At 58.1% G+C, this 13,795-nt stretch carries 12 protein-coding genes, 1 tRNA gene and 1 CRISPR repeat array; of the genes, 7 read left to right on the plus strand and 6 right to left on the minus strand.

The features are described 5' to 3' along the window. Positions 1-129: 129 nt before the first annotated feature. A CRISPR array of direct repeats spans positions 130-1,877; the repeat unit is 36 nt; unit sequence AGATTAGCAGTTCAGAATTCGAGGTCCAGCCGCAAC. Between the two features lie 120 nt (positions 1,878-1,997). Together C8N42_RS16190 and ypfJ are read right to left on the minus strand one after the other, a co-directional pair. Continuing rightward, positions 1,998-2,084, minus strand: a tRNA-Leu gene (locus C8N42_RS16190). A gap of 363 nt (positions 2,085-2,447) precedes the next feature. Further along, positions 2,448-3,308, minus strand: coding sequence for a KPN_02809 family neutral zinc metallopeptidase (ypfJ, locus tag C8N42_RS16195; protein ID WP_107817626.1), 861 nt, complete (start codon positions 3,306-3,308; stop codon positions 2,448-2,450). A 147-nt stretch (positions 3,309-3,455) separates the two neighbouring features. Between ypfJ and C8N42_RS16200 the strand changes: the two genes are divergently transcribed. Genes C8N42_RS16200 through C8N42_RS16210 form a run of 3 tightly spaced genes read left to right on the plus strand, consistent with a single transcriptional unit; the run spans position 3,456 to position 4,761 of the window. After that, the gene (locus C8N42_RS16200) at positions 3,456-4,034 is read left to right on the plus strand and encodes a YqaA family protein (protein WP_107817627.1); all 579 of its coding nucleotides are present in this window, start codon (positions 3,456-3,458) and stop codon (positions 4,032-4,034) included. After that, complete coding sequence (locus C8N42_RS16205) at positions 4,031-4,522, plus strand: disulfide bond formation protein B (protein WP_107817628.1); 492 nt, start codon at positions 4,031-4,033, stop codon at positions 4,520-4,522. The genes C8N42_RS16200 and C8N42_RS16205 overlap by 4 nt, the downstream gene beginning before the upstream one ends. A 50-nt stretch (positions 4,523-4,572) precedes the next feature. Then, a complete protein-coding gene (locus tag C8N42_RS16210) occupies positions 4,573-4,761 on the plus strand; it encodes a hypothetical protein (RefSeq protein ID WP_107817629.1) in 189 nt (62 codons plus the stop codon). Between the two features lie 13 nt (positions 4,762-4,774). On the opposite strand, the gene C8N42_RS16215 is transcribed toward C8N42_RS16210, so the two are convergent. After that, positions 4,775-5,050, minus strand: coding sequence for an usg protein (locus C8N42_RS16215; protein WP_425430534.1), 276 nt, complete (start codon positions 5,048-5,050; stop codon positions 4,775-4,777). A 240-nt stretch (positions 5,051-5,290) separates the two neighbouring features. Here C8N42_RS16215 and gyrA point away from each other — a divergent pair, with 240 nt between their 5' ends. Beyond that, positions 5,291-8,047 (plus strand): DNA gyrase subunit A, encoded by a 2,757-nt coding sequence (gene gyrA / locus C8N42_RS16220; RefSeq protein ID WP_211309205.1) that lies wholly within the window; start codon positions 5,291-5,293, stop codon positions 8,045-8,047. On the opposite strand, the gene C8N42_RS16225 is transcribed toward gyrA, so the two are convergent. Continuing rightward, positions 8,044-8,292, minus strand: coding sequence for a hypothetical protein (locus C8N42_RS16225; protein ID WP_107817630.1), 249 nt, complete (start codon positions 8,290-8,292; stop codon positions 8,044-8,046). The genes gyrA and C8N42_RS16225 overlap by 4 nt on opposite strands. Positions 8,293-8,741: 449 nt before the next feature. On the opposite strand from C8N42_RS16225, the gene C8N42_RS16230 reads away from it, so the two are divergent. Beyond that, positions 8,742-9,677, plus strand: coding sequence for a porin family protein (locus C8N42_RS16230; protein ID WP_107817631.1), 936 nt, complete (start codon positions 8,742-8,744; stop codon positions 9,675-9,677). A 224-nt stretch (positions 9,678-9,901) separates the two neighbouring features. Here C8N42_RS16230 and C8N42_RS16235 read toward each other — a convergent pair whose 3' ends face one another. Together C8N42_RS16235 and C8N42_RS16240 are read right to left on the minus strand one after the other, a co-directional pair. After that, entirely contained in the window at positions 9,902-10,339 is a 438-nt protein-coding gene (locus C8N42_RS16235; protein WP_107817632.1) for a hypothetical protein, read from the minus strand. Between the two features lie 133 nt (positions 10,340-10,472). Beyond that, a complete protein-coding gene (locus C8N42_RS16240; protein ID WP_170109341.1) occupies positions 10,473-11,333 on the minus strand; it encodes a LysR family transcriptional regulator in 861 nt (286 codons plus the stop codon). 240 nt (positions 11,334-11,573) lie between these two features. Between C8N42_RS16240 and trmFO the strand changes: the two genes are divergently transcribed. Further along, the gene (gene trmFO, locus C8N42_RS16245; protein ID WP_107817634.1) at positions 11,574-12,920 is read left to right on the plus strand and encodes a methylenetetrahydrofolate--tRNA-(uracil(54)-C(5))-methyltransferase (FADH(2)-oxidizing) TrmFO; all 1,347 of its coding nucleotides are present in this window, start codon (positions 11,574-11,576) and stop codon (positions 12,918-12,920) included. Continuing rightward, the gene (gluQRS, locus tag C8N42_RS16250; RefSeq protein ID WP_107817635.1) at positions 12,920-13,774 is read left to right on the plus strand and encodes a tRNA glutamyl-Q(34) synthetase GluQRS; all 855 of its coding nucleotides are present in this window, start codon (positions 12,920-12,922) and stop codon (positions 13,772-13,774) included. Before trmFO ends, gluQRS begins: the two co-directional genes overlap by 1 nt. The last annotated feature ends 21 nt before the right edge of the window (positions 13,775-13,795 follow it).

Below are 13,795 nucleotides of genomic sequence, written 5' to 3' on the forward strand. Positions count from 1 at the left end.
GCCTCCCGATAAGACACGTCGCTAAAGACGTCGTTATGCACGTGTCTTATCTCGGTCCGCCTCCATCAGGCAGGCGGCATCAATCGGGCGCTTACCAACAAGATGAGCGACCTACTCGATCTGGCAGGAAGATTAGCAGTTCAGAATTCGAGGTCCAGCCGCAACCTGACGACCGCCGGTGTGACGGAGAAGGAAAGATTAGCAGTTCAGAATTCGAGGTCCAGCCGCAACAAAAAACTACGGGGCTTATCCTCGTACCCGAGATTAGCAGTTCAGAATTCGAGGTCCAGCCGCAACAAAAAGGTCAGCCGGGACGATCTTGTGGAAGATTAGCAGTTCAGAATTCGAGGTCCAGCCGCAACACGGCCATGCTACTAGCGCTGGCCGACGCTAGATTAGCAGTTCAGAATTCGAGGTCCAGCCGCAACCCGCCGAAGCAACGAGCAAGGGCGGGGTGTAGATTAGCAGTTCAGAATTCGAGGTCCAGCCGCAACGAACCCACACTATACCGCTGGTGGGTTTCAAGATTAGCAGTTCAGAATTCGAGGTCCAGCCGCAACCAATTCATTGCGGGCGCAATTGCTGCCCGTAGATTAGCAGTTCAGAATTCGAGGTCCAGCCGCAACTGAAGGTGACACCACACCAGTTCACCAAGAAGATTAGCAGTTCAGAATTCGAGGTCCAGCCGCAACGTTGCGATCCGTGTCGAACAGCCGCAAATAGATTAGCAGTTCAGAATTCGAGGTCCAGCCGCAACTGGTCCGCCCTCGGGCCGGGCTCCCGGCGTAGATTAGCAGTTCAGAATTCGAGGTCCAGCCGCAACGGCGGGACGGAATACCAATTCACGGACGGCAGATTAGCAGTTCAGAATTCGAGGTCCAGCCGCAACGGCGCACAGCCCTTGCCGAAGGAGCCCCAGAGATTAGCAGTTCAGAATTCGAGGTCCAGCCGCAACTCAAGAGGGGACGTGGAAATTGGTAGCAGGAGATTAGCAGTTCAGAATTCGAGGTCCAGCCGCAACTCTTCAACCGGGGCCTTATTGGCCCCGAAAAGATTAGCAGTTCAGAATTCGAGGTCCAGCCGCAACGGGCGGCGCGGTATGAAGGCGGACGCCCTTAGATTAGCAGTTCAGAATTCGAGGTCCAGCCGCAACTATGGGAACGTAGGGGTTAGCGATGAGTAAAGATTAGCAGTTCAGAATTCGAGGTCCAGCCGCAACTAGTCGTGGTGCCGGGGACGACAAGCTCACAGATTAGCAGTTCAGAATTCGAGGTCCAGCCGCAACAACGGTAGCGAGTTCCTGTTTTATGGTCTCAGATTAGCAGTTCAGAATTCGAGGTCCAGCCGCAACGTTACCGTCGATGATGCTCGTCCGGAACAAGATTAGCAGTTCAGAATTCGAGGTCCAGCCGCAACATGACCTACGTTAAAAAACGGTACGACTTAGATTAGCAGTTCAGAATTCGAGGTCCAGCCGCAACGGTACGAGACACCGAAGTGCCAGAAGCGGCAGATTAGCAGTTCAGAATTCGAGGTCCAGCCGCAACTGTTCTGGACCTTACCCTCCTTACGACGCCAGATTAGCAGTTCAGAATTCGAGGTCCAGCCGCAACGCACCAAGGCTTTCAGTGAAGGAGCTTCGTAGATTAGCAGTTCAGAATTCGAGGTCCAGCCGCAACGACGATACCCGAGAGGGTGGGCGGCGAGGAAGATTAGCAGTTCAGAATTCGAGGTCCAGCCGCAACAGCCGTATCCGAAAGCTATCCTGCTCGACTAGATTAGCAGTTCAGAATTCGAGGTCCAGCCGCAACTCCATCACCGGGCGTAGCTGGTACATATTCAGATTAGCAGTTCAGAATTCGAGGTCCAGCCGCAACCGGCATTTATCATGCGGACATCAAACAGCACGCTTCATGAATACGTGGCGTATACATCTGAGAAAGAAACGCCACTAGTCAGAGGCGGCAAGAGGGGTGGTGGAAACCTCTTGCAATAATTGGTACCCGTGGCCGGACTCGAACCGGCAAGGCCGCAAAGCCGGGGGATTTTGAATCCCCTGTGTCTACCAATTCCACCACACGGGCAGAGCGCCGCAAACGGCGCAGTAAAAGGCGTTTAGCCGAGCTGTGGGGCGAGGTCCAGAGGGATCAGCGCCCCCGGATGAGAAAAATCGTCAGGGCGAGAAGGCTCAGCGCGCCGACCAGTGTGCCGAGGATCGTTTCCGTCGAACTTCCCTCTGCCCTGCGCCAGATCCGAAGCAGTAGCCAGAGTGCGGCGGGCAGCACGATCAGCCCGGTGTCAGCCCGGTGTCAGCCCGGCACGCAGGCGTTTGGGCAAGGACTGCGCAGGAAGAGCCGCAAGCCAGCGCATCAGCCCACGCCCCTCCTCGACATTGTGCAACGTGACCGCAACGACAATAAGCAGCGCGGGTCCCGTCGGATCGCTCCTCAAAGGCGATCAGCCGAAAACGTGTCGCAGGCGTTGAGATCACCGGTTTTATAGCCGGTCGCGAACCAGCGCTGGCGCTGCTCGGAAGTGCCATGGGTGAAGGTGTGCGGTTGCGGCACACGACCGGCGTTCTTCTGCAACGTATCATCGCCGATCTGTTTGGCGGCATTCAGCGCCTCGCGAATGTCGCCACGTTCCAGAGAACCGAATTTCTCATCCGCCTTCTTCGCCCAGATACCGGAGAAACAATCGGCCTGAAGCTCGATCATCACCGAGACTGCGTTGCTTTCCGCCTCGGACGCCTTGGCACGATAGGCATTGGCCTGCCCCAGAATGCCCAACTCGTTCTGCACATGGTGCGCGACCTCGTGGGCCACCACATAGGCCTCGGCGAAATCGCCCCCCGCGCCCAACTGCCGCTCCATCGTGGTAAAGAAATCGGTGTCGAGATAGACCTTTTGGTCCGACGGGCAATAGAACGGTCCGGTCGCCCCGGACGCCGAGCCACAGGGACTTTGTGTCACGCCTTTATAAAGCACAAGGATCGGCGGGATATATTCGCCACCCAGTTGCTCGGCGAAAACCTCGGTCCAGATCTCTTCGGTATCGGCCAGCGTGACGGAGACGAATTGCGCCGCGCGCTCGTCGGCCTCGGTGATCTCGACAGTCTGCCCCCCGATCTGACCGCTCGGAATGCTTTGCGTGCCCTCCAGAAGCGGCGTTACGTCAATGCCGAGGAAATAGCCGATCGCGAGGATCGCCAGAAGCCCAAGACCGCCCACGCCACCGACCGCGGCTTTCGATCCGCTGCTCCGCCGATCCTCGATATTGCGCGAGCCGCGCCGCCCCTGCCATTTCATCGCTCACCCTTTCGAACGCATCACCTTTTGCTCACAATACTGTCAGCCCCGCGCCGAACAAGTCCTCATGACATGTGCTCGCGCTTGACCCGGTGCGGCGAATGAGGCCTAAAGAGGCCAAACCAACGGAACGGACAGAGCGGGCAGATGATCAAACGGCTTTACACCTGGACCATGTCCCTTGCGGAAAGTCCGCATGCGCTCTGGGCACTGGCCTTTGTCGCCTTCATCGAAAGCTCGGTCTTCCCGATCCCGCCGGATATCCTGATGATCCCGCTGATCGTTGCCCGCCCGCGCGATGCCTTCAAGATCGCCGGAATCGCCACGGCGGCCTCGGTGCTGGGCGGGATGCTCGGCTACTGGATCGGCTTCGGCGCTTTCGAGACCATCGGCAGGCCGGTGCTCGAATTCTACGGCAAGGACGCCTATTTCGACGAGTTCGCCGCGAAATATAACGCATACGGGGCCTGGGCCGTGCTGATCGCCGGAGTGACGCCCTTCCCCTACAAGGTGATCACCATCCTGTCCGGGGTAACGCAGCTGTCCTTGCCCGTCTTCATCGTCGCCTCGATCACCGCACGTGCGATCCGCTTCTTTGTCGTCGCCGCGCTCCTTTGGAAATTCGGCGATCCGATCAGAGATTTCATCGAGCGCCGCCTTGGCCTCGTCTTCACCCTCCTCATCCTGCTCTTTCTGGGCGGCTTCTATGCCGTGAAATACCTATGACCAAGCCCGCCTCCCCCTTCGCCCCACAGCAACCGGCGCTGGCCGCCGCCATTGGCTCCCTCGCCATCCTCGCAGGAGCCTTCGTCTTTCAGTCGCTGGGCTATGCGCCTTGCGAAATGTGTCTCTGGCAACGCTGGCCGCATGCGATTGCCATTGTCATCGGCGTGCTCTTCGTGATGACGAAAGCCCGGGGACTGGCGCTTCTGGGCGGGCTGACCATGCTGGTCTCGACGGGGCTCGGGCTTTATCACGCGGGCGTGGAACAGAAATGGTGGCCGGGGCCCAGCTCCTGCACCGGTGCCTCCGATGCACTCTCGGGGCTTTCGGGCATGGACCTTCTGCCCTCCGCAGGCGATGCGACGCTCGTGCTCTGCGATGAGATCGTCTGGGACACCTGGGGGCTCGGCATCACCATGGCGGGCTGGAACTTCCTGTTCTCCCTGATTTTTGCGGCGCTGTGGTTTGTCGCTTGGCGGAAAGCCAGATAAGCCCGCATATAGCTCTTGAGATCGGGCGCAAAACACCCCATCTTTCCCGCATGAGCAAAGCGCAACCGCAGAAAAAGGTCATCCCCTTCCCCACCGCCCGACGCGGGCGCAAGCGGGTCGGCAGCGCTCTGGCCGATGCACGGGCCGAGGCTTTGAAGGCGCGGTTTCATGAGATTTCGAAAGCCTCGCAAACCGGCGATGCAACGACGCCTTTGAAGCGATTGCTGAAGCGGTTTTGATCTCGGGTCCCGATTAATGCACCCTGAACTCTCCCACGCAATTGCGCCATTCGCCCGGCGCGATCAGCTTGCGGTGGGTGAAGCGCACATGATGCAGCGAACCCTCGATATTCTCGTGCCAGAATTCGATGAATTTGAAGAGCTTCGGATAATCCGGGGCAAGATCGAACAACTGCCATGAAAATGTGTTCAGCACGTTTTGATAATCCGGCATCCGGTAGGTGAATTCTGCAAGTGTCAGACCATAGCCCGACAGCATCATTTCCGTATCGCTCATCGCTTTCGCCATATGCATGATCTCCTGTTGGTGTGGCCGTTTCGGCCTTTTTTCTGCCTCCCTGAGAAAACCCTGCCGCAAAATGATGAACTGTCAATAAAAACAATATGTTGTCACTCGACCGTGTTGGCTGCCACCGATCCGGTGCTTGTCGGGCGCATCCGCCATTGCACCCTATATCCGGTATGGGGTAGAGTATCACACAACGAGATACGGGACTGGGTCCCTCAACACAAATGACAGGCGGACAACGTGAGCGACACACCCGAAACCCCTGAAAACACGCCCGAAAACGGTGAAGAAACGCGCCGGGAGCCGATGGCCTGGGATGGGCCGAAGGTCTCCATTTCGCAGGAGATGAAAGCCTCCTACCTCGATTACGCGATGAGTGTGATCGTGTCCCGCGCGATCCCCGATCTGCGCGACGGGCTCAAGCCCGTGCACCGGCGCATTCTCTTCGCGATGAACGAGGCGGGCAACACCCATGACAAGCCCTACCGCAAATCGGCGCGGGCCGTGGGCGACACGATGGGGAAATATCACCCGCACGGCGACTCGGCGATCTATGACGCCCTCGTACGGATGGCGCAGCCGTTTTCCATGTCGCTGCCCCTACTCGACGGTCAGGGCAACTTCGGCTCCATGGACGGCGATCAGGCCGCGGCCATGCGCTATACCGAAGTGCGGATGGACAAGCCCGCCGCCTATCTTCTGGCCGACATCGACAAGGATACGGTCGATTTCGAACTGAACTACGACGGCAAGGACCGTGAGCCGACGGTGCTCCCGGCGCGCTTCCCGAACATGCTGGTGAACGGCGCAGGCGGGATTGCGGTCGGTATGGCGACGAACATCCCGCCGCACAACCTCGGCGAAGTGATCGACGCCACGCTCGCGCTGATCGAGAACCCGGATGTTTCCTCCGAGCGGCTGATGGAAATCGTCCCTGCCCCGGATTTCCCGACGGGCGGCATGATCCTCGGGCGCTCCGGCGCGCGCAAAGCCTATCTCGAAGGGCGCGGCTCCGTGGTGATCCGCTCCAAGACCCGCGTCGAGGAAATCCGCAAGGACCGCTACGCCATTGTCGTGGACGAGATTCCCTATCAGGTGAACAAAGCCTCGATGATCGAGAAGATCGCCGAGTGCGTGCGCGACAAGCGGATCGAAGGCATCGCCCATGTTCAGGACGAATCTGATCGCAACGGCGTGCGCGTGGTGGTCGAGTTGAAACGCGATGCGACCGCCGAAGTCGTCCTCAACCAGCTGTTCCGCTTCACGCCGATGCAAACCTCTTTCGGCTGTAACATGCTGGCGCTCAACGGCGGTCGGCCAGAGCAACTGACGCTACGCGCCTTCCTTGAGCATTTCATCACCTTCCGCGAGGAAGTCGTGGCGCGCCGCACGGCGTTTGAACTGCGCAAGGCGCGTGACCGCGCCCATATCCTTTGTGGTCTGGCGGTGGCCGTCTCCAACGTCGACGAGGTGGTTGCGACCATCCGTTCCTCTGCCGACGCCGCAGAGGCGCGCACCCGCCTGATGGAGCGGCGTTGGCCGGCCCATGAGATCGCCGATTACATCCGGTTGATCGACGACCCGCTGCACAAGATGAACGACGACGGCACCTATAACCTCTCCGAGGTTCAGGCTCGCGCCATTCTCGACCTGCGCCTGCAACGCCTGACCCAGATCGGCGTCAAGGAAGTCACCGACGAGTTGGTCGAACTGGCCGCCAAGATCAAGGATTACCTGGCCATTCTCGCCTCGCGCGAGCGGATCATGGAAATCATCTCCAACGAACTCGTTGAGGTCAAAGAGCTTTTCGCCGTTCCACGTCGTACCGAGATTGCCGATTGGTCGGGCGACATGGACGACGAGGATCTGATCGAGAAAGAGGACATGGTGGTGACCGTGACCGCTTCCGGCTGGGCGAAACGCACGCCGCTCGCCGATTACCGCGCGCAGAAACGCGGTGGCAAGGGGCTGTCGGGCATGGCGACCAAGGATGAGGACGTGATCACGACGCTGTTCGTCGCGAACACCCACACCCAGCTTCTGGTCTTTACCGACGACGGCATGGCCTACAAGATGAAGACATGGCGCCTGCCGCAAGGGGGCCGGACCGCCAAGGGCAAGCCTTTGCTGCAAATTCTGCCGATCCCACAGGGTGTCTCGATCGCCGCCATCCTGCCGATCGACCGCGACGAGAAGGATTGGGACGATCTCCAGATCGTCTTCGCCACTTCAAAAGGTTCGGTGCGCCGCAACCGCCTGTCGGATTTCACCAATGTGAAGTCGAACGGCAAGATCGCGATGAAATTCGATGGCGAAGACGAGGGCACCCGCCTGATCAACGCCCGGATTTGCGATGAGAACGACGACGTGATGCTGGTCACCTCCGGCGGTCGGGCAATCCGCTTCCCCGTCACGGACGTGCGCGTGTTCAATTCGCGCAGTTCAACCGGCGTGCGTGGCATCAAGCTTGTGAACGAAGGTGACAAGGTCGTCTCCATGTCGGTGATCCGGCATTTCGAAGCCGACCCGGCGGAGCGCGCCGCCTATCTCAAGATGCGCCGTCAACTGGCTGGCGCGGATGAGAGCGAGACGGGCGACGACGAGGAAGAGGTTGCACCCGGCGCGATCACACAGGAGCGCTTCGAGGAAATGCAGGCGGCAGAAGAGCTTTTGGTGACCATCACCAAATCGGGTCTCGGCAAGCTGACCTCCTCGCATGACTACCCGGTGCGTGGTCGTGGCGGCCAAGGCGTCGGCGCCTTCAAACTTTCCGCGAAGACCGGAGAGCTTCTGGCTTCCTTCCCGGTCGGACTTGAAGATCAGATCATGCTGGCGACCTCAAAAGGCCAGTCGATCCGCTGCCCGGTCAACGGCATCTCCTTCCGCTCTCGCGGCGCGGGCGGGGTCAAGGTGTTCGACACCGGCAAAGGTGAGGAGGTCGTCTCCGTCGCCTGGATCGCGGAAAGCGAAGACGAGGACGACGGCTCTGAGAGCTAATCACAAAAGGCCCGCACAACGCGGGCCTTTTTCAATTCCCATGCTTTCAAACGGTATGAACGCCGCGTGACCGATGACAAAACCCAGCCTTTTGTTTTATTTGCTATTTTGATCTTTTTGACGGTTATCATGACCATGCGCTCGTGCCGAAGCACCGCCACAAACCCGTAAATTTCGAAAACTGAAAACACGCTGTCCGCGCTGAACACACGCAGCATGAGCGCGAGGGAACGCCGACTTGCCATTCAGGAAATGCTTGCGACGGAGACCTCCCAAGAAAAAATTTCCCTGCACTTGAGATTAACGTTACGTAAGCATATGACAAATAAAAGGAATATGAATCCATACTTTCTGAGATATATCAGATTCGAAAAACGACTCACTCTTGCGCACCTTTGGGTATGTAAAACCATACCCAAAGGTGCGCAAATAAATGAGCCCCAAAATCAGCTCTGCAAAATAGTCGTAACGACACGCCTTACCTCCTGCAAAACCGTGGCGAAAAGATTACAATGTGTTTTTGCTTTTCATGCACACACCTCCTGAAACGCATTCGCATCGCACTCTACATACGAAAGATTTATCATCTGCCTGTATCGCAGATATGGCTCTCTTTGGGGTTTCCAGGGAGTCTCCGCTCACCATGAGCACACCACTACACGATCGTCTTTACGACGAATGAGAGGGGCAAATTATGAAAAATCTTATGATCACAACCGCTTTGGTCTGCGCCGCGGCAACCGGCGCATCCGCTCAGGAAATCACCTATGGTGGCCTGATGGCGAACCTTGGTGTCTATTCCGTTGATGGCAACGACGCCGATCTGAGCCTGTTCGCGGGTGACATTGGTGTCGCTGTCGGCAGCTTCGATTTCTGGATCGACGGGCTTCAGGCCTCCCTGAGCCCGGAAGGCGCCAGCCACGACTTTCACGCTGACGTTCTGACACTCGGCGCAGCCGCATCTTTCGGCAACGGTTTCCGCGTTGACGTGTCGTCCAGCGACATCAGCGTCGGCTACGCCTTCGGTGGCTACGATGTCGGCATCGACGAACTCGGTGTTGCCTATGACAACGGCACCTACTTCGGTCGCTTCAGCTACGCGAAACTCAGCGAAGACACCAACGGCGACATTGACGGCCTCTGGGGTCTGCATGTCGGCTATGCCTTCTCCGATGCGGCTGAAATGTCGCTCTCCGTGCATAATGTTGATGGCGACTGGGGGGACTACATCGACCCGATTTACATCCTCTCCGGCAGCTACGACGCCGGTGTCTGGGATGTCGAGTTGAACGGCATCTCCGCCAATATCGACGGTCTGGACATCTCGCTTCTGACCATCGGTGGCAGCTACGACTTCACCAGTGAATGGTCCGCCTATGGCGCTTACACCTACGGTGCCCTTGAGGACTACGACGCGAACCTGATCCGTATCGGTGCGGCTTACACGCTCAACGACACCTACAAGTTCTTCGCCGACTACACCTATGCCGACGTGGAAGATATGGATGGCAACCTCGACGGGTTCTCCATTGGTGTGTCCATGGACTTCGGCGACAAACCGACCTCCTACGAAACCACTGCGGATCGTCTGACCAACTCTCTGAAATCCGTTCTGGCCTTCGACTACTAAGACAGACACGTCTTACAAGACACAGAAGGTCCGCCCCTTGGGGCGGGCCTTTTCTTTGTTCGTCTCTCGAATGTCATCGCATACTCAGGCGACAGACGTTGATCCCGGAAGGCTTAAGCGCCTTCCGTCAGGTGTTTTCTCTGGTCTGGAGCTTGGAAATGGGCAGAGAAAGTCAGGCCTGTCTTTGCGACAAATCTTTGCAGGGAATCCGAACACACATGGGATCAGAGCAGATTGCCCCACCCTCCGCGCCAGAGTGAGAAACGTCCACCGCCGCAGCAAATCAGCGGCACGGCAATCGCAATAGTGATCAGGGTGAGCACCATCTGATGGTCCAGCCGCCAAGGCTCATGTGCGACGGCAAAGTGAAAAGTTAAAACCAAAGCGGTCGCCAGACTTGCCATGACGCGGGTCCGGATACCGAACACCACCCAGATCGCGATCAGAAAAAACAGGCTTCCGACGACAATATTGCGCATATCGCTGAGTTGCAGAAAGACCATCTGCACCTCCTGAAAACCGCCCGCCTGAGCATGCAGCCCATTCGCCCAGCCCAAACTGTCGCAGACCGGATGCAGCAACAGCGTTACGCCAAGGGCAATACGGCAACCCAATCGCATAACGTCGCCCGCGACACCGGACAGCGAAGAGGTGGTGATCATGATTGCCCCATGCGTAGATGCTCTTTCCCCTCATCTACGCACAAATAATCATCGAACGTACAGCTCATATTTGCATATTGCGCAATTGCAACAATCTATGCGTGCATTTCTATTTCGCATATGAGCGTATCGTTCAACACCCCCAGGACATCCCATTGCCCACACGTGTGTAGACGGAGTTCGCGAAGCTCTCCGCGATAAATCCTGTGATCTGGGTGATCGCCGGATCGCCACGGCGACTTTCGTGATAGCTCATATAGAGATCGCATGCCTTCTCTGTCCCCGGTATAGCAACGAACCCCGCCATATCCACCCCCGAAGCCACCGGCAGGACCCCGGCCAATCGGGTGGATCGCATCACCAGTTGCAGGTGATCGAACGTATCCACCTGAATGCGCGGCGGCTGGCCAAAATGCCGTTCCGCCAGCAACATCGGCTCGAAATCCCGTATCTCCGCCCCCAGCCCCACCCAGTCATGGGTCTCCGGATCGGTATCCGGTGCATAGACCTGCACAGTGATCGCTCCGATCTTGCGCGAGATCAGCCGCCCCGCCTGCGGTCGCAGAACGGAAATGATCACGTCATTGCCCGACAGCGTCTCTATCATCGCCCGATTGTGAAAACTGATCTGGATATTCGCCATCTCCTGAGAACACTCGGACAGCGCCGGGATCAGGATATGTGTAGAGATCAATGAGGAACAGGCGACCCGGATTTCCGTACTCTGCAACCCGTGCTTGAGGCGCAAACGGTTCTTTTCCCGCTCGACCTCCTCGTGAAACCGGTCCGACGCCTCAATCAACCCCTGCACCTCCGGGTTCGTGCCCCAGCCCGTAGATGTCTTGATCACCGGATTCATGCCCAACTCGTCCGCCATGCGTTCCATACGGCGCGACACCGTTGCCGGATTGGTGCCAAGGGCGCGTGCTGCAGCGGCCATGGTGCCATATGTTTCGATCGCCAACAGGAATTTCAGGTCGTCCCAACGATCCATTCCGGTGTTCCTCTTGTTGCGCCTTTGCGTGCCACCACCCCACAACCGTCGGGAACTCATCTTGCAATCACAGGAAAGAACCGCCTCGGTACATTTTACCAAAAAGTCAGAAACTGAAAAATAGGATTATATTTATCCGATATAAAACATAATTTATGTAAAATAAACATATCTCTTCGGTTGACCCGACGCAAACCAACGCTCTTTTCTTTTCCGCAGCCTTCCTCTACATCCCGCCCCATGACAGAGCGAACACTCCACATCGTCGGCGGCGGCATGGCCGGATCCGAGGCCGCTTGGCAGGCCGCCAATCTCGGCGTCAAAGTCGTGCTGCATGAAATGCGACCCGAGGTCGAAACCTTTGCCCACCAAAGCGGCAAATTCGGGGAGATGGTATGCTCCAACTCCTTCCGCTCGGACGATGACGAACAGAATGCCGTGGGCCTGCTGCATTGGGAAATGCGCGCCGCAGGCGGGTTGATCATGGCGACAGCGGACAAGTTCAAGCTGCCTGCGGGCGGGGCTTTGGCTGTGGACCGCGACGCCTTCGCCGATCACATCACGGCGACACTCATGGCGCATCCGAACATTTCCGTCTCTTATGGCGAGATCACCGAGCTGCCGTCTGAGGGCACATGGATTTTCGCCACCGGCCCCCTGACCTCTCCGGCGCTTGGCGAAGCCATCGCCCGGGAAACCGGCGCCGACCGTTTGGCGTTTTTCGACGCCATTGCTCCCATCGTCTATGCCGAGAGCGTGGATATGAATGTGGCGTGGCTCCAGTCACGCTACGACAAGGGCGAAACCGAGGAAGAGCAGAAAGCCTATCTCAACTGCCCGATGACAAAGGATGAGTATGAGGCCTTTATCGACGCGCTTTTGGCCGCCGAGAAGACCGAGTTCCACGAAGGTGAAACCGCGAAATATTTCGACGGTTGCCTGCCGATCGAGGTCATGGCCGAACGCGGTCGCGAGACGCTCCGCCACGGTCCGATGAAACCCATCGGCCTGACCAATGCACACAAGCCCGAGGAAAAGGCCTATGCCGTGGTGCAGCTGCGCCGCGACAACGCATTGGGAACGCTCTATAACATTGTCGGATTTCAGACGAAAATGAAATACGGCGCTCAGACCGAAGTGTTCCGTATGATCCCCGGACTGGAGAACGCCCGCTTCGCCCGGCTGGGTGGCATTCACCGCAACACTTTCCTCAATTCGCCGACGCTGCTGGACGATCAGATGCGACTGAAATCCCGTCCGAACATTCGCTTCGCCGGTCAGGTGACGGGCGTTGAGGGCTATGTGGAAAGCGCCGCCATGGGTCTTCTGGCCGGGCGCATGGCCGCCGCCGAACTTATGGGGCGCGATCTGCCGCCGCCGCCTTTCACCACGGCCATGGGCGCGCTGGTCAATCATATCACCGGCGGCGCGGAGGCCAAGACCTTCCAGCCGATGAACGTGAACTTCGGTTTATTCCCGCCGCTGGACGGTCTGCGTGGCGGCCGCAAGGGCCGAAAAGAGCGCTATAAAGGCTACACAGATCGCGCCAAAGAAGATTTTTCTCAATGGCTTGAGGGGCAATCCTGATGCCCTATGTGACCCGGTTCGCACCAAGCCCCACGGGGCCTCTGCATCTGGGTCACGCCTTTTCCGCGCTCACCGCTTACCGACGCGCCGAGGTGCAGAACGGCCGGTTTCTCCTGCGCATCGAGGATGGCGACACAAGCCGCTGTCGTCCGGAATGGGAGGCCCTGATCTATGCCGATCTCCGATGGCTCGGGATCATATGGCCGGAGCCTGTCCTGCATGTCACGGCACGTGAAGGCATTTACGCAAATGCCTTGAAAAGGCTCGATGAATTGGGGTTGATATACCCCTGTTCCTGCACCCGGCGCGATGTGATGAACGCGCTTTCCGCCCCGCAGGAAGGCGCACCGATGGGGCCGGATGGGATCGTCTATCCCGGCACCTGCCGAGGCCGGTCGATGACGACCTACCAACCCGGCGAAGCGATCCGCCTCGATATGGCAAAAGCCGTGGACTATCTGGGCGATGTCAGCCGTTTCTCATGGCAGGAAACCGGACCTTATGAGACCGGCCCCCATCGCCTCAATACTGATCAACTGATCCACGGCGTCGGCGACATCGTTCTCGCCCGCAAAGAGATCGGCACCGCCGCCTATCACCTCTCCGTCGTGATCGACGACGCAGCGCAAGGGATCACCGAAGCGGTACGCGGTGCAGATCTTATGGAAGCAACTCAAATCCACCGGCTGTTGCAGGCGCTTCTCGATCTGCCCGAAATCGCCTATCATCACCACCGGCTGATCCGTGACGAAGACGGCAAAAGGCTCGCCAAACGCAGCGACGCCAAGGCGATCTCGAAATTCCGCGAGGAAGGACTTAGCCCCGAGGATGTGAAAGCCCTGATCGGCTTATGAGCAAATACTAAGTCCATTTCT

It is taken from the genome of Celeribacter persicus, assembly GCF_003050785.1.
GTDB classification, from domain to species: Bacteria; Pseudomonadota; Alphaproteobacteria; order Rhodobacterales; family Rhodobacteraceae; genus Celeribacter; species Celeribacter persicus.